The following is a 17,842-nucleotide window of genomic DNA, read 5'->3' on the forward strand; positions in this document are numbered from 1 at the left end:
GGGAGCACGCGAAGAGCCGGTTGATAATCTGACTTTTGCCCGCACCTACCCGTCACCGTCAGGCCGAATGCCCATCCTGGGACAGGTACCTACAGGAGTCATCGATGAAAACGTACGAGAAGACGAGCGCCGCGCTTGCCAGGCTGTCGCCCGAGGAATATCGGGTGACGCAGGAGAGCGGAACCGAACGTGCAGGCACCGGGGCGCTTCTGCACAACAAGGAGCCGGGCATCTATGTCGACATCGTCTCCGGCGAGCCGCTTTTCGCCTCCTCGGACAAGTTCGACTCGGGCTGCGGATGGCCGAGCTTCACCAAGCCGATCGAACCGGCGTATGTGACCGAGCTGCGCGACACCAGCTATGGCATGATCCGCACGGAAGTGCGCTCGAAGCACGGCGACAGCCATCTCGGCCACGTATTTCCCGACGGGCCGCGCGATCGCGGCGGCCTGCGTTACTGCATCAACTCGGCCTCGCTGCGGTTTGTGCCGCGCGCCGACATGGCGGCGCAAGGATACGAGGAATATCTCAACCAAGTGGAGGACATCTGATGACGACTGAGCGCGCTGTTCTTGCCGGCGGTTGCTTCTGGGGGATGCAAGACCTCATCCGCAAGCTGCCTGGTGTGGTTTCGACCCGGGTGGGATACACCGGTGGCGACGTGCCGAACGCGACCTACCGCAATCATGGCACCCATGCCGAGGCGATCGAGATCGTCTTTGACCCCGCGCAGATCACGTATCGCCGCCTGCTCGAGTTCTTTTTCCAGATTCACGATCCGACGACGTTGAACCGCCAGGGGAACGATCGTGGCATGAGCTATCGCTCGGCGATCTATTTCACCGACGACCGGCAAAAGGCGATCGCGCTCGACACGATTGCGGACGTCGATGCGTCGGGCCTGTGGCCGGGCAAGGTCGTGACCGAAGTGGAGCCGGTCGGCGATTTCTGGGAAGCCGAGCCCGAGCATCAGGATTATCTCGAACGTATCCCGAACGGGTACACGTGCCACTATGCCCGTCCGGAGTGGGTGTTGCCCCGCCGGACAAGCAACGCGGCGTAGCCGACCGGTTGGCTCGCGGCGCCATGCCGCGGGCCACTACGGATAAGGCGTCGGCGCTGTGCCGCCGAGCGCTCCGCTGTGAGGTTCGCGATGCGGCCGTTGCGCTCATATCGGCCAGTGCATTCAGACCTGCGCGGCAACGGGGACCCGGAACGGGGCGCCAAGACGATTGAAGGCGTTCATCGCGGCAATCGTGATCGTGAGGTCGACCAGATCCTTTGGCGCAAATGCCGCCGCGGCGGCCGCGTAAGCTTCGTCCGAAGCATGCGTTTCGCTCACGCGCGTTACCTCCTCCGCCCATGCCAGCGCAGCGCGTTCCTGGTCGGAGAACAAGTGCGGCACCTCTTCCCACACCGGTAGCAATGTGATCTTGTCAATGGACATGGTTTCCCGCAGGTCGCGGCTATGCAGGTCGATACAATGCGCGCAGCCGTTGATCTGCGAGACGCGGAGGAAGACGAGGTGGACGAGTGCCTCGGGCAGGTTTGTCTTCTTCGTGACGTAATGGTGGATGCCGAAAAGCGCCTTCGCGCCGTCGGGTGCGATCTCCTGCCAGTTCAAGCGTGCCATCTGGGGTCCTTTCCTGTCGTCGAGTTTGAGAACGGTGGCGGCGAACGCGCCCGGCGCCGCATCGACGCCGCGCGCGATTCATGTCATAACGACACGTTACGCCTCCAGTATTGGCTTCGACAGACCCAAGAACTGGCGAAACGACTGATCCAAGATGCCCGACTCCCAAACGCCTGCCGCGCTTTCCATCCGGCTGGACCGTACCGCCGCATTGCCCATCGGCGACCAGATCTATGCGAGCCTGCGCCAGGCAATCCTGGACGGGCGCCTGGCCCCCGGGGGGCGCCTGCCGGCTGGCCGGGTGCTCGCGGCGCAGCTTGGCGTCGCGCGCGGCACCATACGCGTGGCATACGATCGTCTGAGCGCCGAGAACCTGGTATTCGGCGCGGGGTCCGCGGGCACGCGCGTCTGCGCGCAACTACCGCAACCACCTCAGCGACCACGAAGCCGTGCCGACCCCGAAGTGCCACTCGATGGTCCGCTGGCCAGCTTCACCCGCCCCTATTCGAGCGCGCCGCAACCCTTCCAGATGGGCGTACCGGCCCACGACGCGTTCCCCGCCAAGGTTTGGGCCCGCATACGCACGCGTGCCGTTCGCGCCGACGCCGTCGCCTATACCACCTACGCCGACCCACGCGGCGAGCCGGCGTTGCGGGAGCAGATTGCGAGCCACCTGGCCGTCAGCCGACATCTCCGCTGCCATCCCGATCAGATCGTGGTCACCAGCGGGTACCGGCATGGCCTGATGCTCGCGCTGACGGCGCTGCGCGCGCACGGACGTACGGCGTGGCTCGAGGAGCCCGGCTATCCGCTGGCACGGCGCGCGCTGGAACTGGCGGGCGTTGCGATCGAACCGGTGCCGGTCGATGCCGAAGGGCTGCGCGTGGCCGACGGCATCGCCAGTGCGCCGGACGCGCTGCTGGCGCTGGTGAGCCCTGGTCAGCACGCCCCGCTGGGCGTCACGTTATCCCCGTTACGTAGACGCGCCCTGCTCGACTGGGCGGCGACGCGAGGTGCCTGGATCATCGAGGACGACTATCTGGGCGAGCTGCAGCTCGATGGCCGGGCGGCGCCGGCCCTTGCCGCAGGCGACGGCGCCGAGCGCGTGATTCATATCGGCACGTTCAGCAAGACGATCAGTCCTGCGCTTGGCCTCGGTTTCGTCGTCGCACCGCGAGCCTTGACGGAACGTCTGGTCGAGGTGGCCGCCGTGTGGGCTCCCGCGCCAAACCGGACCACCCAACTGGCAGTCACGGAGTTTCTGGAGGACGGTCACTTCCTGCGCCACCTGCGCCAGATGAAGGCCCTGTACGCCGAACGCAGACGCCGCGCGCTGGCAATTGTCACCGCGTTTCTGCCCGGCACGCTGACGGCAGGCCTGGGACTGATCGCACCGCTGCCACCAACCGCCGACGACATTGCGCTCGTCCGCCTGGCCCGTGCCAGCGGCCTTGCCCCCTCCGCCCTCTCCGCCTGGCACTTTCGTCCCAGCCAGGCGCAACATGGCTTGCTACTGAGCGTGACCAACCTTGGCCCCGACATCGTCGGCACTGCATGCGCCAAGTTGGCAACCATCGTCGCATCCCATTGCACCGCTCGGTAGGGGTCGCTTCGGAAAACGGAAAATATTGCACACCAAGGCTTTGGCTGCGGGAGGGCTGGATTGTCTTCGCGCAAAGGCGCCACCATGCAGAACCATTTGATGTATATAGAATAAATCTTAATTTTTTGAATTAAAAAAATTCAGAGTTTTATTAACACTTGACACTGAAATTATCGGTTAAAGTGCGCGCCAATCCGCACCTTGCACTTGACCGAGAATATGAACCGCTGTTGCCATCGAGTTGTTTTCAACCGGCACCGTCGCACGCTCATGGCGGTCCCGGAATCGGCCGCGAGCCAGGGCAAAGGGCGCAACAGCGGTATCGAGACCCCGCTGCCGACCGGCTCGACGCACACCGCGCGCCTTGTGTTGCCGATCCTGGTAATGTCGATCTGGATGGCACTGGGCATGCCGGCAGCTGGCTGGGCGCAGGTGGTGGCGGACCCCAATGCGGGGGCAAACCGGCCCACAGTTGACCAGACAGCCAATGGACTGCAGCAGGTCAATATCACGCGACCGTCGGCCGCCAGAGTATCTACGAACGCCTACACGCAGTTCGACGTGCCGAAGGCGGGCGTCATTCTCAATAACGCTCCAACCATTACTAGCACCCAGCCAGCGGGGTACATCACCGGCAATCCCAATCTGCTCCCCGGGGGCTCTGCCAGGATCATCGTCAACCAGGTAACGAGCACACTGCCGAGTCAGTTGCGCGGATATCTGGAAGTTGCGGGTCCGCGCAGCGAAGTGATCGTGGCCAACCCAAACGGGATCTTGGTGGATGGCGCTGGCTTCATCAATACCAGTCGTGCCACGCTCACCACCGGCGGGCCCGTATATGGCGGCAGCGGCAGTCTGGACGCGTTTCGCGTCACCGGTGGCCGGATCACGGTCCAGGGCGACGGACTCAATGCCGCGAACGCCGATCAGGTCGATCTGATCGCACGAGCGGTGCAGGCCAATGCCGCATGAGTTGGCTACGAAGGCCGTAAATGAAATTCTGGAAAGGGGCGTGAAGACTACCGGGGCTGGTGGAAGGTACCCTAATGGGTGGGTAACATACACCTTGCCAGATGGGCGGGCGGCTAGCTGGACGGCAGCAGGCGAGTTCATCGGATTTAGAGGAATGCAATAATGAGCAGATTAGTGTTCGAAAAGGTAGGCGACATCAACTTCGTTTATCCGTATCTTTGCGTCTATATGCGTGGAGAACAGGAGCCTTTTATGGAGATCGGCGTTACCGACTTTAAGGAGCTTCAGTTCACAGTTTACGCGTCTGGACAACCTGTCGTTCTACAGTCAGAGGAGTGGGAGGAAATCCAACGGAGGGCCGCGGAGTTTCTACCTCGAGTACTCGCCGACGAAGACGCATGTTCATGAAACAAGCCACGTTGGTCCATCGATGTCGATGGCGCTCGAATATGTCTTCTGGATGCTATTAGTTCCGCTTTAGGTGAATCTAAAACAAAAAATTTGCTCATTGTCAGGCATGGGAGGAAATCCGGCAGGCGGCAGAAGTTCTACACAACGTACGAACACGCGTTTTCGTGAAGCGGCAGGAATTTTCTGTGGCGCATTAATAGAGGCATGAAACTACTTCGGTCCTATACGACCTACGTTTCCCTTCGCCTCATCTTGGTGTTCCGCTGAGCGAATGAGTTCCCACTCTGTGGAGCGGCCCCACGTATCTGAGGACACAAGGACTCTCTTAAAATAAGGGATAGTCTTGTGCCTATCAGTAAGCCTAGTCATTACGTGGAACCCATCGAAATTCTGACCGAGCCGGAGCGCCGTCGTCGGCGCACGGCGCAGGAAAAAGTCGCTATCGTGCAGGAGACGCTGGCCCCTGGCGCCTCGGTGTCTGCCGTGGCCCGGCGGCACGGCGTGAATCCGAACCAGGTGTTCGGCTGGCGCAAGTAATACCAGGAAGGCAGTCTGGCAGCGGTGCAAGCTGGCGAAACTGTAGTCCCGGCATCGGAGTTGGCCGCCGCAATCAAGGAAATCAAGGAACTGCAGCGCCTGCTTGGGAAGAAGACGATGGAAGTCGAGATCCTGAAGGAGGCTGTTGAGTGGGGCCGCTCAAAAAACCTGATTGCGCGCTCGCCCTTGCTGCCGGGGGACGACCATTGAAAACGGTCTGCGAAGTTCTCGGCGTAGCGCGCTCCGGTGTGGCGGTGAAACGGGTTCGTCCGTCCGATTGGCAAGATGGTCGCAGCGCTAGAGTGACTGACGACACGGAACTGGTCGAAGAAATCCAGGCCCACGTTGCGCACCTGCCAACCTACGGCTACCGGCGCATCTGGGCGCTGCTGCGCCGCACTCGCGAGCTGGTCGGCGCACCGCGCACCAACCACAAGCGCGTGTATCGGGTCATGCGCGAGCATCATTTGTTGCTGCGCCGTCCCGGCGTGCGCCGAGACACTCGGCGGCACGACGGCCGCGTGGCCGTGGACAGGAGCAATAGCCGCTGGTGCTCCGACGGATTCGAGTTCCGGTGCGACGACGGCACGCCGCTGCGCGTGACCTTCGCACTGGACTGCTGCGACCGAGAAGCGATTAGCTGGGCGGCAACGACTGGCGGCCATAGCGGGGACGTGGTGCGCGACGTCATGCTGGCTGCCGTCGAACAGCGCTTCGGCACCACGCATGCCCCGCAGCCCATCGAATGGCTTACGGACAACGGCTCGGCCTACATCGACCACCGCACGCGCAGCTTCGCTCGCGAACTGGGCCTGGAGCCGCTGACTACGCCGGTACGTTCACCGCAAAGCAATGGCATGGCCGAATCGTTCGTGAAGACCATGAAGCACAACTACGTCGCCTATATGGACAAGGCCGACGTGCCAACGGCACTCTCTCGCCTGGCCATTGCGTTTGAACACTACAATGCGCGCCACCCGCACAAAGCCCCGAAATATCGCTCACCTCGCGAGTTCAGACGGACTGCAGTGTCATCAACCTAGCGGTGTCTGCGTGTCCTGAGGTACAGGGGCAACTCCATCCGGTTCGAAAACGGCCGACGGCCAGCCGCGAAACGACACTGCATCTGTTTATGGCTCAAAAACCGGGTATGTAGTTATCAATGATCGAACGGGAGAGGTTGTACAAGTTAGCGGAAGGAATGATCCAGGTTGGATCCCGGATAGTCGTATCAAATGGAAGTAAGAAAAATGAAAATTGATCCACAACGTCGCTACGAATTGGCTGATGCCTTTTTCGAGTTGGACGGGAGCGTAGTTATGAAACTGGCTGCGGGCGCGGCGGAGGCTATCTGTAACGCTGCGGAAGCACGTGGGCTCCTTGTCACGCGCGTGGAGGGCGGGATTTGGCACTATCCCGGATTTGAGGCAAGAATTGACTGTATCTGGGATGGCGCAGACCCCCCGGTGAGTCGTGATGAGGCTGTGGTCAATAATCGAGCTGCCCGTGACTTTATCAGTGAAGAAAAGTCGGAACATGATACTTTCGTTATTACGGCATTGCGCTTTGCAAGTTAGACGGAAACAGGACCAAGCTTCCGTTGATCCGTGCGGACGACCCGGGTATTGAGTCGCGGGGTAATCCCCCCGCTGGATAAGCGGGTCGGCAAGTAGAATATTCCAGCAAAGGGAGTTCTACGGATGAAGAAGTCGAAGTTCACGGACAGCCAGATCATGGAGGCGCTCAAACGCGCGGAGTCGGGCCTGGCGGTGCCGGAGATTTGTCGCGAGCTGGGCATCAGCACGGCTACCTTCTATAACTGGCGCGGGAAGTACGGCGGCATGGATGTGTCGCTGATGGCGCGGATGAAGGAGCTGGAGGCGGAGAATACCCGGCTGCGCAAGATGTACGTCGAGGAAAAGATCAAGGCCGACATCGTTGCTGAGGCGCTGGCAAAAAAAGACTGAGGCCATCTACCCGCCGCGAGATGGCCAGGGACGCAGTGGCACGCCGGGGAGTGTCGATCCGGCTTGCCAGCGAGGCATTTGGCGTAGGCCAGACGTGCTACCGCTATGAGCGTCAGCGCAATGCGGAGAACGAGCAGATTGCAGATTGGCTGCTACGACTGACCGACAATCACCGCAACTGGGGATTCGGGTTGAGTTTCCTGTATCTGCGCAACGTGAAGGGCTTCGGCTGGAACCATAAGCGCGTCTACCGGATTTACCGGGAGCTGGAACTCAACCTGCGCATCAAGCCGCGCAGGCAACAATCATGAGCGCCCGAACATGGGCATCGGTGGCATGACGCCAAAACAGCGGCTCTTGGCCGCAGCATAGTCTCTACTTCCGCCCCGCGTTAAAAGCGGGGGGATTACCGGTAGGCGGCCGCAGCTCGGCCGTTTCCGATGCTGCGGCACAACAGACAGGGCTTGAAAAAAGCCAGATACTGTATATATTCACAGTAACTGTATGAATGAACAGTATCGAGGCCTGTGATGGAACATCTGATCCGTGTACAGAATGAATACGACCGCCAGGTGCTGGGCTGGCTGCGCGTGCGCGTGGGCGATGCCGCCCTGCAAAGCGTCGCGCGCCGTGTCGCCGTTGACGGTCAAAAGCCTTATATTTCAACGATTTGCCGCAGCCTGGGGATTCGGCCGCCCTCGCGCCGGGCGTTCCGCGACGAGGCCGCGAAAAGCCACCGCGCGGTGGGCGAGCGCTATCTGGCCAGGATCCGCCAGATCCTGAGCGCGCCCTCGGCACCGGCGCATGCCGCCGCGACGAGCCTGGGCACGGCTCTCCGTTCCGAAGGCCGCCTGCAGGGCTCGTTGTTCTGAGTGGGGCGTGGCGGCGCTGACGGCCGTTAGCCGTCGCTCGCGCCATCAGAAAGTTCCGGCGGCCAGTGGCTGAGCGCCGAAGCGCTTCGGGTGGATCCAGGCTGCTTCCGGCCGATTCAGGCCGCCGGTCGGGCCGGTTCAGGCCGCCGGTCGGGCCGGTTCAGGCCGCCGGTCAGGCCGGTTCAGGCCGGCAGGTCTGTCACGCGCATGGCCGGCGTGATCTGCAACGGGTCGGTCATCAACTCGATCAGGGCTGGCTTGCCTGCCGCCCGCGCGCGCGCCAGCGCCGCCGGGAAGTCTTCGGTCCGCTCGACCCGCTCGGCCCAGGCACCGCACGCGGTCGCCATGCCGATGAAATCGGGATTGGCGATGGTCGTGCCGCTCTGCCGGCCCGGATAGCGGCGTTCCTGATGCATCCGGATGGTGCCGTACATGCGGTTGTTGACGACGATCACGATCAGGTTGGCGCCGTGCGCGGCCGCCGTAGCGATCTCCTGCGGGTACATCAGGAAGCAACCGTCGCCAGTCAGGCACACCACCGTCTTGTCCGGCGCGCGCAGCTTGGCTGCAATGGCGGCGGGCAGCCCATAGCCCATCGCGCCACAGGTAGGCGCCAGCTCGGTGCGGGCGCGCTTGTAGGCATAAAAGCGGTGCAGCCAGACCGTGTAGTTGCCGGCACCGTTGCTCAGGATGGCATCCTCGGGCAGGGCCGTATTCAGGTGCGACATGGCGGCTGCCATATCCACCCCCGTCAGTTCCGCATGCGGCTTCGGCACCGACACGAACGCTTCGTGCTCGGCGCGTGCGCCCGCCGTCCACGCATGCCACGCGGGCGCATTGGCCGGCTGCAGTGCGGCCAGCATCGCCGCCCCGGATTCCACGCCGGCGTGGATCGGCAGCGCGGCCTGATAGACGCGGCCGAGCTCGGCGCTATCGGCATGGATATGCACGAGCGTCTGCTCGGGCCGCGGCGCTTTGAGCAGCGTGTAGCCATCGGTGGCGATATCGCCCAGGCGCGTGCCGAACGCGATGATCAGGTCCGCACCCTTGACGCGTTCCGCCAGCTTGGGGCTCACGCCCAGGCTCAGATGGCCCACGTAATGCGGATCGCGGTTGTCGAGCACGTCCTGGCGGCGGAAGGCGCAAGCCACCGGCAGGTCCCACGTCTTGACGAAGCTGGCAAAGTCCCGCACGGTCGCCTCCGTCCAGTTGGCCCCGCCCGCAATCACCAGCGGGCGGCGCGCCTGTGCAAGCGCATCGGCCAGCGCCCGTGCGTCGTCAGCCCGGGGCGCGGCCGCCACCGCGCGATACGGCGCCGCATCGGCACATTCGCACAGGTTGTCGAGCACATCTTCAGGCAGTGCCAGCACCACCGGGCCGGGACGGCCCGAGGTAGCCACCTGGAACGCACGCGCGACCATCTCGGGGATGCGTGCCGGATCGTCGATCTCCGCCGCCCACTTGGCCATGCTGCCGAACACCGCCGCGTAATCGACCTCCTGGAAGGCCTCCCGTCCCTTGTGCGCGCGGGCGATCTGCCCGACAAACAGGATCATCGGCGTGGAATCCTGCGCGGCGATATGGACGCCGATGCTGGCATGCGTGGCACCGGGTCCGCGCGTCACGAAGCAGATGCCCGGACGGCCGGTCAGCTTGCCGTCGGCCTCGGCCATATTGGCCGCCGCCCCTTCGTGCTTGCAGACCACCAGATCGATTTTCGGCTGGTCATGGAGGGCGTCGAGCACGTCGAGAAAGCTCTCGCCCGGCACGCAGAAGATGCGATCGGTACCGTGGATACGCAGCTGATCGACAAGAACGCGGCCGCCAGTGCGAGCCGGTTGGGGGGTGGACTGAGCGGTCATGGCAGAAGATTCGATGAGGACGGGAAACCGGAAAACCTGAATTGTTTGCGATTGTTCCGTTTGACGGCGGTCGCTGCGCGGTCTATCGTGCATTTCTGTTATGCAAATCCCGCAAGACACCGCCGCGGACAGGCGTGTAGATTTGCTGGCGGAGCGCTCGTGAGAACGCCCTGAAAACTACAGAACAACAGGAGACCACGCAATGCCCTACCCCCTTCGCATCATTCGTCCGATGCGGCCGCTGCTGGCCGCGCTTTGCCTTGGCTGCATGGCGGTCGTGCCGCAGGTGCGGGCGCAGAGCGCGGACAAATGGCCGAGCAAGCCCATCAACTACGTGGTGCCCTTTGCCGCAGGCGGTACCACCGACCTGCTCGGGCGGCTGATCGGGCAGCGTCTGTCGCAGGTGCTGGGGCAATCCGTGGTGGTGGAGAACCGGCCCGGCGCCGGCGGCAATATCGGCTCAGACTACGTCGCCAAGGCGGCACCCGATGGCTACACGCTGGTGGGCGGCACGGTCAGCTCGCATTCGATCAACGTGAGCCTGTACCCCAAGATGCCGTATGACCCAGTCAAAAACTTCCAGCCCATCACGCTGATCGGCACGCTGCCCAACGTGCTCGTGGTCAATGTCAGCAGTCCGTGGAAATCGGTGCAGGACGTGATCGCGGCGGCCAAGGCCAGGCCGGGCTCGATCAATTTCGGTTCGTCTGGCAACGGCACCTCGCAGCATCTGTCGGCCGAACTGTTCGCCAACATGGCGGGCCTCAAGCTTACGCACGTGCCCTACAAGGGCAGCAGCCAGGCGGTGCAGGCCCTGCTCGGCAACCAGGTGGACCTGGTGTTCGAGAACAGCATCGCCGCCATGCCGATGATCCAGTCGGGCAAATTCCGCGCGCTCGCCACCACCGGCAGCAAGCGCGCCGCCGAACTGCCCGATGTGCCGACCGTTGCCGAGGCCGGCCTCACGGGCTACGAGATCGTGTCGTGGCAGGCGATCTTTGCGCCGGCCGGCACCCCGATGCCGATCGTCAACCGCCTTGCCACCGAGATCGGCAAGATCATCCGCGAGCCCGAAATCCGCAACCGCCTCGCCGCGCTCGGCGTGGAGCCGTCCGGCGCCGGTCCGGCGGAACTGGGCGCGTTCCAGAAACGCGAAGTCGCCAAATGGGCGGAGCTGATCAAGGTGGCCAACATTCGACTGGAGTAAACGCAGCATGAGCGAACATCGCATTCCGGCCGACGGCCTGCACCGGTGGGTGCAGGACCTGTGGCTGGCCGCCGGCTCCGACGCACGCGAGGCGCGGCTTACCGCGGACCATCTGGTGCTGGCCAATCAGTCCGGGCACGACTCGCACGGCGTGGGCATGATTCCCAAGTACGTGCTGTCGTGGCAAGCCGACCAGTTGCAACTGAACCAGCGCGTGACCGTGGTGCACGAGTCGGAAGCCATCGTCAGCCTCGACGGCAATCGCGGCATGGGTCAGGCGGTGACCGAGGAGGCCATGCGCATCGGCATCGAACGTGCAAAGGTGCATGGCGTCTGCGTGCTGGGCCTGCGCCGCGCGCACCATCTGGGCCGCGTCGGCCACTGGGCCGAGCAGGCCGCGGCGGCGGGACTGATCTCGATTCACTTCGTCAACGTGCTGTCCAAGCCGATCGTGGCGCCGCACGGCGGCTACGATGCGCGCTTTGGCACCAACCCTTTCACGATCGCCGTGCCGGTGCCGGGCCGCCCGCCACTGGTGCTCGACTTTGCCACCAGCGCGGTGGCGCTCGGCAAGGTGCGCGTGGCCCATAACAAGGGTGTACCGGCCCCGGCCGGCAGCCTGATCGACGATCACGGCAACCCGACCGACGATCCGTCGGTGATGTTTCCCGCGAGTGGCGGGCCGCGCGGCGCGCTGCGTACCTTCGGCGAACACAAGGGCTATGTGCTCGCCGTCATGTGCGAGCTGCTCGGCGCTGCGGTGACCGGCGGCCACACCATCCGCCCCGAATCGCTGACGCACGAGCATGCGGTGTGGAACAACATGCTGGCGATCGTGTTCGATCCGGCGCGGCTCGGCAGCAGCACCACGTTCGGGCACGAGGTCGAGGCATTTGTCGAGTGGGTCAAGGCTTCGCGGCTACAGCCCGGCATCGACACCATCCGTTTTCCCGGCGACCCGGAGCGCGCGTGGCGCCAGCTTCGTGCCGAAACGATTCCGGTCGATGCCGGCACGCTCGCCCAGCTCGACGATGCCGCCGCGCGCGTGCTGCAGTCGCGCGGCAACTCGCCCGGGCCGCTTTCGCGGCTCGCGCTCGATTGATCCGGATGCACACAGGAGTACCCATGACCACTGCCCACCTTCCCCACCTGTCGCCGCTGCCCAATCGCTTCCGGGCCGACGTGCTGGCACGCAAGCGCCTGATCGGCTGCTGGAGCTCGCTCGGCCACCCCATTACCACCGAGATCGTCGGCCTGGCCGGCTTCGACTGGATCCTGCTCGACGGCGAGCATTCGCCCAACGACGTGCTGAGCCTGGTGCCGCAGCTGATGGCGCTCAAGGACAGCGTGAGCGCGCCGGTGGTGCGCCCGCCGTGGAATGATCCGATCATGCTCAAGCGCCTGCTCGATATCGGCTTCTACAACTTTCTGATTCCGTTTATCGAATCGGCCGACGAGGCGCGCCGCGCGGTGCAGTCCACCCGCTATCCACCTGACGGCGTGCGCGGCGTGTCGGGCGCGCAGCGCCAGAACCGCTACGGCACGCTGCCGGACTTCTTCAAGACCATCAACGAGAATATCTGCGTGCTGGTGCAGATCGAGAGCCGCAAGGGTGTGGCAGCCGTGGACGAGATCTGTGCGGTCGATGGCGTCGACGGCATCTTTATCGGCCCCAACGACCTTGCCGCCGCCTATGGTCACCTGGGCAACCCCAATCATCCGGACGTGCAGGCCGCCGTGCAGCGCATCTACGATGCCGCCAACCGCGCCGGCAAGGCCATCGGCACGCTCACACCGGTGGAAGCCGATGCACGCCGTTACCTGGACATGGGCGCGCACTTCGTTGCCGTGGGTCTCGACCATGTCCTGCTCCGCGACGCCACGCGCGCGCTGCGCGAGCGTTTTGCCGGTTGATACCGCCTGATGTACCCACTCTGAATGGAATGTTGATATGAGCAAGATCGGATTCATCGGACTTGGCGTGATGGGCAAGCCCATGGCGCTTCATCTGCAGCAAGGGGGCCATACGGTGTATGCCCATACGCGCAGCGGCGTGCCGCAGGAGCTGCTGGACGCGGGCATGCAGTCGTGCGGCAGCGCCGCCGACGTGGCCCGCGAGGCGGACGTCGTTTTCCTGATGCTGCCCGACACACCCGATGTGGCACGCGTGCTGTTTGGCGACAAGGGCGTGGCCGAGGGTCTCTCCAGGGGCAAGACCGTGGTGGACATGAGCTCGATCTCGCCGATCGAGACGCGCGAGTTCGCCGCGCGCCTGGCCCAGCTCGGCTGCGAGTATGTCGATGCGCCCGTCTCCGGTGGCGAGGTCGGGGCCAAGGCCGCCACGCTGTCGATCATGTGCGGCGGCAAGCAGGATGTCTTCGATCGCGTGCTGCCGCTGCTGCAGCTGATGGGCAAGAACATCACGCTGGTGGGCAATGTCGGCGATGGCCAGGTGGCGAAGGTGGCCAACCAGGTGATCGTCGCGCTGACCATCGAGGCGGTGGGCGAAGCGCTCGTGCTCGCGGCCAAGGCGGGCGCCGATCCGGCGCGCGTGCGGCAGGCGCTGATGGGCGGCTTTGCGAGCTCGCGCATCCTGGAGGTGCATGGCGAGCGCATGATCAAGCGGACCTTCGATCCGGGCTTCCGCATCGAGCTGCACCAGAAGGACCTGAATCTGGCGCTGTCCACCGCCAAGGCGCTCGGCGTGGGTCTGCCCAATACCGCTTCCGCGCAGCAGCTGTTCAATGTGTGCGTGGCCCAGGGCGGCGGCGCGTGGGACCATTCGGGCATGGTGCGCGCGCTCGAACATATGGCCTCGTTCCAGATCGGCGACACGCCGAAGGGCTGAGGTGGCCGCGCTGGATCCTTCCGCTCGCCAGTCGGGTCACGCTACGGGTGGCACCACGACTCGCACCACAACGCGCACCACGACACGTGCTGCCAGTGGCCCTGCGCCGGGCGCCTCGTTGAACGCTCCGCTGAACTCGGACGATCTCGCGTGGTTTGTCTGCGTGGCCAATACGCAGAGCATCTCGCGCGCGGCGCTCGAGCTTGGCGCCGACCAGTCGACCGTGAGCCGCCAGATCGCGCGGCTCGAGGCCGCACTCGACACGCGCCTGTTCCATCGCAGTGGGCGTGGCGTGGTGCTGACCGATGCCGGCAACACGCTGCTCGGCTACGCGCGGCAGGTTGCCAGTACGCTGTCGGAAGCGCGTGCCGCCGTGCGTGCCTCCACCGCGCAGGGGCCGTCGCAACTCGTGATCGCGGCGCAGCCGACCATCGCCAATACCGCCTTCGCGGCCATTGGCACCGCGCTCAAGCAGCGCTTTCCGGCCACCCGGCTGCGCTTTGTGGAAGGACTTGCCAGTCCGATCCTGGCCTGGCTGGCCGCGGGCGAGATCGACGTCGCCCTGCTCTACCTGCCGGAGCAGCAAGGCGCGCTGAAGGTGGACATCCTGCTGGAAGAAGACCTCACGCTGGTGACGCCGACCTCATGGAGCCACCTCGGGCCGACCTTTCCGGCGCGTCGTCTCGGCGAGATTCCGCTGATCCTGCCGAGCACCGGCCATGGCCTGCGGCTGCTTGCCGAATCCCTGGCGGCGCGCGTCGGCACCACGCTCAATATGGCGCTCGAATGCGATGCGTCCAATACGGTATCGATGCGGCTGGTGGAAGATGGATGCGGCGCGACGCTGCTGCCGTTTGCCGCGGTCGCGGACCGCGTGGCACAGGGGCGCCTGCATTCGGCACGGCTTGTCGAGCCGGTGGTGACACGCCAGGTGGCACTGGCCACCGCGCGCAACCGGCCGGCGGTGCCCGAGCTGTGGGACATCATGCAGACCGTGCGGATGTCGGTGCGGAATATCGTGATGTCGGGCGCGTGGCCCGGCGCGCGACTGGTGTGAACGCCGTGTGAGCGCTGGTGCGAATGTCGCGCTGGTGTGAATGTCGCTGGTGTGAGTGTCGATGCGCCGGTGCGGGCGTTGGCCCCACCATGCCGCTGGCGTGGCTGCCGGTGCTGGCAAGCGCGAACCGCGCCTACCGGCACCGTCAAACGGTATGACGCGCGGCGACACCGCACGGCGCGGTGTCGCCTGGCAGCTTACTGCTTCGTGCCTTGCTGCAACTCCTGCTTGGCCTGTTCGTTAGCCTCCTTGTAGGCTTCCTTGCGCTCCTGCTTGGCCGCGCCGACCTCCTGCTTGTACTCCGACTTGGCGGCCTTCTTCTGTGCCGAGTATTCATCGCGCGCCTGCTTGCGGGCTTCCCGGCGTTCGACCAGCGGATCCTTGGGCGGCTGGATCTGCGTCATGCCCGGTGGCACGGCGTTGGTCGCGTTGGCCGGTGCCGTGGTCGTCTGCGCAAACGCGGTCGCGGACATCAGGCCGGCGGCGAGCGCGCCAATCAGCGTCGAGTAACGAAGGGTACGATTCGAAGACATGTTGAGACCTCTCAGGATGTAGTTATCGGACAGCGCCACCGGCAAGACACCGGGCAGCGTGGCGCCACACGTTGGCATGCGAAGACCTCGTGCGACGGTGGGCGCGTCATAGGCAATGCGGCAGGCAATTGCGTTGTGGCAGGCAATTGCGTTGTGCGAATTGCCTTGTGCGAATTGCCTTGTGCGAATTGCCTTGTGCGAATTGCCCCGTGCGAAATGCCTCGTGCGCCGTGTCATACGAGTCCTCTCCGCCGTGCACGGAAGTTTAGAAGCCACATCGTGTCGCGTGTGCCGCATTCACACATCTCCTTACAAAAACACGCGCGCGCTGACAGACAGAACCCGACAACGCCACAGTCGGGGCCATTTTTTCGCGGGTTTTGGCGCGCGCACCGCTTGCGATCACCCGCGCGCTGGACCACACTGAAATCAGTGCGACATGGCCGGAGGTCTTATGCATCTCGAAGGATCCTGTCATTGCGGCGCGGTCCAGTTCAGCCTGGAATCCGATTCGCCGTACCCTTACCTGCATTGCCACTGCTCGATCTGCCGCAAGACTGCCGGCGGCGGAGGCTATGCGATCAATCTTGGCGGCGATGCCAATACCCTGCGCGTACGCGGCCAGAAGAACGTCGGGATCTATCACGCCGTGATGCGTGAGCCCGGCAAACGGCCGACGCGGTCCAAGGGCCAGCGCCATTTCTGCGTCAAATGCGGCAGCGCCCTGTGGATGTGGGACCCACGCTGGCCGGATCTGGTGCATCCGCATGCGAGCGCCATCGATACCCCGCTACCCAGGCCGCCGGAGGTGGTCGAGGCCGGGCTCGCGTGGGTCGCGCCATGGGTCGATGTGCCGCGCGGCAAGGGCCACCGGCATTGCGACACATGGCCCGAGGAATCGCTGCACGACTGGCATGAGCGGCACGGCCTGCTGTCTTCCAGGGAGATCTCATGACGCGTCGACCGCTTTCACTGTTGTCGCTGTTCGCACCACTGCCGCTGGTGTGCGGCGCGCTGTTGCTTGCCGGCTGCGGGGAATCGTCGCGGTTGCCGGATTCCGCCACCTTCGGCCCGACCCCGCTACTGTCCGAACCCAAGCAACAGACCATTCCCACCGTCCATATCGCGCCGGCCAAGGGCTGGTCGAATGGCCACAAGCCCGTCGCCGCCGACGGCATGCAGGTGACCGCGTTTGCCGACAAGCTCGACCATCCGCGCTGGGTGTACGTGTTGCCCAATGGCGATGTGCTGGTGGCGGAGTCTAACGCGCCGCCCAAGCCTGACGACGCCAAGGGCATTCGCGGCTGGGTCATGAAGCAGGTCATGAAGCGCGCTGGCGCCGGTACGCCCAGCGCCAACCGCATCACGCTGTTGCGCGATACCGATGGCGACGGTGTAGCCGACGTGCGGGCGGTCTTCCTGCAGAACCTGAACTCGCCGTTCGGCATGGCCATGGTCGGCAGCGACTTCTATGTGGCCAACACCGATGCCGTGCTCCGCTTTCCGTACCAGCCGGGTCAGACCAGCATCACGGCTCCTGGCCAGAAGGTGGTGGACCTGCCGGCGGGCACCATCAACCATCACTGGACCAAGAACATCATCGCCAGTCCGGACGGCACCAGGCTCTATGCGACGGTGGGTTCCAACAGCAATGTCGCGGAGAACGGCATCGACAAGGAAGTCGGGCGCGCGGCGATCTGGGAGATCGATCCGCGCACGGGCCAGCATCGCATCTACGCCAGCGGACTGCGCAATCCCAACGGCATGGCGTGGGAATCGAACACCGGCATGCTGTGGACCTCGGTCAACGAGCGCGACGAGATCGGCAACGACCTCGTGCCCGACTACATCACGTCGGTGCGCGATGGTGGCTTTTATGGCTGGCCCTACAGCTACTACGGCCAGCATGTCGACACCCGCGTCAAGCCGCCCGCGCCCGATATGGTGGCCAAGGCCATCGTGCCGGACTATGCCGTCGGCGCGCATACCGCCTCGCTCGGCATGACCGCGGCGCAGGGCAACAGCCTGCCGCAGCGATTCCAGCAGGGCATGTTCGTGAGCCAGCATGGTTCCTGGAACCGCAAGCCGCGCTCGGGTTACAAGGTGATCTTCGTTCCGTTCGACCAGGGCAAGCCGAGCGGCGCGCCATTCGATGTGCTGACCGGCTTTGTCGACGACGACGGCGATGCGCAGGGCCGCCCGGTCGGCGTGGCCATCGACAAGCGCGGTGGACTGCTGGTGGCGGACGATGTCGGCAACATGATCTGGCGCGTGAGCGGCGCGCGCTGATGCGATACGCCGGCGCGGGCGGCCGGCTGGCTGCGCGGCTTGCCTGCGCTG

General features: G+C 64.4%; 15 protein-coding genes and 4 pseudogenes. 16 read left to right on the forward strand and 3 right to left on the reverse strand.

The features are described from left to right. Window positions 1–104 precede the first annotated feature (104 nt). Together msrB and msrA are read left to right on the forward strand one after the other, a co-directional pair. On the forward strand, window positions 105–551 hold the full coding sequence (msrB, locus tag DFLDMN_RS03835) for a peptide-methionine (R)-S-oxide reductase MsrB (protein ID WP_423197183.1): 447 nt from the start codon (window positions 105–107) through the stop codon (window positions 549–551). Continuing rightward, window positions 551–1,063 (forward strand): peptide-methionine (S)-S-oxide reductase MsrA, encoded by a 513-nt coding sequence (gene msrA, locus DFLDMN_RS03840; RefSeq protein WP_423197184.1) that lies wholly within the window; start codon window positions 551–553, stop codon window positions 1,061–1,063. The genes msrB and msrA overlap by 1 nt, the downstream gene beginning before the upstream one ends. Window positions 1,064–1,186: 123 nt before the next feature. Here the strand turns inward: msrA and DFLDMN_RS03845 are convergent, their stop codons facing one another. Further along, window positions 1,187–1,633, reverse strand: coding sequence for a carboxymuconolactone decarboxylase family protein (locus DFLDMN_RS03845; RefSeq protein ID WP_423197185.1), 447 nt, complete (start codon window positions 1,631–1,633; stop codon window positions 1,187–1,189). A gap of 154 nt (window positions 1,634–1,787) precedes the next feature. Between DFLDMN_RS03845 and DFLDMN_RS03850 the strand changes: the two genes are divergently transcribed. The 7 genes and pseudogenes from DFLDMN_RS03850 to DFLDMN_RS03880 all read left to right on the forward strand — a co-directional run bounded on the left by DFLDMN_RS03850 (window position 1,788) and on the right by DFLDMN_RS03880 (window position 7,995). Then, a complete protein-coding gene (locus tag DFLDMN_RS03850; protein ID WP_423197186.1) occupies window positions 1,788–3,236 on the forward strand; it encodes a PLP-dependent aminotransferase family protein in 1,449 nt (482 codons plus the stop codon). A 219-nt stretch (window positions 3,237–3,455) separates the two neighbouring features. Beyond that, window positions 3,456–4,205 (forward strand): annotated as a pseudogene (locus tag DFLDMN_RS03855) (filamentous hemagglutinin N-terminal domain-containing protein); the annotation flags it as partial. 795 nt (window positions 4,206–5,000) lie between these two features. After that, window positions 5,001–6,199 (forward strand): annotated as a pseudogene (locus DFLDMN_RS03860) (IS3 family transposase). 52 nt (window positions 6,200–6,251) lie between these two features. After that, window positions 6,252–6,401: pseudogene (locus DFLDMN_RS03865) on the forward strand (colicin E5-related ribonuclease); the annotation flags it as partial. Beyond that, a complete protein-coding gene (locus tag DFLDMN_RS03870) occupies window positions 6,392–6,733 on the forward strand; it encodes a colicin immunity protein (RefSeq protein WP_423197187.1) in 342 nt (113 codons plus the stop codon). The pseudogene DFLDMN_RS03865 and the gene DFLDMN_RS03870, both read left to right, overlap by 10 nt. Window positions 6,734–6,856: 123 nt before the next feature. After that, window positions 6,857–7,425 (forward strand): annotated as a pseudogene (locus tag DFLDMN_RS03875) (transposase); the annotation flags it as partial. 228 nt (window positions 7,426–7,653) lie between these two features. After that, the gene (locus DFLDMN_RS03880; protein ID WP_423197188.1) at window positions 7,654–7,995 is read left to right on the forward strand and encodes a hypothetical protein; all 342 of its coding nucleotides are present in this window, start codon (window positions 7,654–7,656) and stop codon (window positions 7,993–7,995) included. Window positions 7,996–8,177: 182 nt separating this feature from the next. On the opposite strand, the gene DFLDMN_RS03885 is transcribed toward DFLDMN_RS03880, so the two are convergent. After that, the gene (locus tag DFLDMN_RS03885; protein WP_423197189.1) at window positions 8,178–9,857 is read right to left on the reverse strand and encodes a thiamine pyrophosphate-binding protein; all 1,680 of its coding nucleotides are present in this window, start codon (window positions 9,855–9,857) and stop codon (window positions 8,178–8,180) included. A 202-nt stretch (window positions 9,858–10,059) separates the two neighbouring features. Here DFLDMN_RS03885 and DFLDMN_RS03890 point away from each other — a divergent pair, with 202 nt between their 5' ends. From DFLDMN_RS03890 to DFLDMN_RS03910, 5 genes are all read left to right on the forward strand, one after another. Next, window positions 10,060–11,064 carry a Bug family tripartite tricarboxylate transporter substrate binding protein gene (locus tag DFLDMN_RS03890; protein ID WP_423197190.1) on the forward strand — a complete coding sequence of 335 codons (1,005 nt, stop codon included), beginning with the start codon at window positions 10,060–10,062 and terminating at the stop codon, window positions 11,062–11,064. 7 nt (window positions 11,065–11,071) lie between these two features. Further along, window positions 11,072–12,166 (forward strand): malate/lactate/ureidoglycolate dehydrogenase, encoded by a 1,095-nt coding sequence (locus DFLDMN_RS03895; RefSeq protein WP_423197191.1) that lies wholly within the window; start codon window positions 11,072–11,074, stop codon window positions 12,164–12,166. Window positions 12,167–12,189: 23 nt separating this feature from the next. Beyond that, window positions 12,190–12,978, forward strand: a complete 789-nt coding sequence (gene garL, locus DFLDMN_RS03900; protein ID WP_423197192.1) for a 2-dehydro-3-deoxyglucarate aldolase — start codon at window positions 12,190–12,192, stop codon at window positions 12,976–12,978. 37 nt (window positions 12,979–13,015) lie between these two features. Next, window positions 13,016–13,912 (forward strand): 2-hydroxy-3-oxopropionate reductase, encoded by an 897-nt coding sequence (locus DFLDMN_RS03905; protein WP_423197193.1) that lies wholly within the window; start codon window positions 13,016–13,018, stop codon window positions 13,910–13,912. A gap of 118 nt (window positions 13,913–14,030) precedes the next feature. After that, entirely contained in the window at window positions 14,031–14,969 is a 939-nt protein-coding gene (locus tag DFLDMN_RS03910; protein WP_423197194.1) for a LysR family transcriptional regulator, read from the forward strand. A gap of 197 nt (window positions 14,970–15,166) precedes the next feature. Here the strand turns inward: DFLDMN_RS03910 and DFLDMN_RS03915 are convergent, their stop codons facing one another. Continuing rightward, a complete protein-coding gene (locus tag DFLDMN_RS03915; RefSeq protein ID WP_423197195.1) occupies window positions 15,167–15,502 on the reverse strand; it encodes a hypothetical protein in 336 nt (111 codons plus the stop codon). A gap of 454 nt (window positions 15,503–15,956) precedes the next feature. On the opposite strand from DFLDMN_RS03915, the gene DFLDMN_RS03920 reads away from it, so the two are divergent. After that, window positions 15,957–16,457 (forward strand): GFA family protein, encoded by a 501-nt coding sequence (locus DFLDMN_RS03920; protein ID WP_423197196.1) that lies wholly within the window; start codon window positions 15,957–15,959, stop codon window positions 16,455–16,457. Beyond that, a complete protein-coding gene (locus tag DFLDMN_RS03925) occupies window positions 16,454–17,791 on the forward strand; it encodes a PQQ-dependent sugar dehydrogenase (RefSeq protein WP_423197197.1) in 1,338 nt (445 codons plus the stop codon). Before DFLDMN_RS03920 ends, DFLDMN_RS03925 begins: the two co-directional genes overlap by 4 nt. Window positions 17,792–17,842: the final 51 nt, after the last annotated feature.

Origin of the sequence: Cupriavidus sp. H19C3 (assembly GCF_049393815.1) — a bacterium.
Classification (GTDB): Bacteria; Pseudomonadota; Gammaproteobacteria; order Burkholderiales; family Burkholderiaceae; genus Cupriavidus.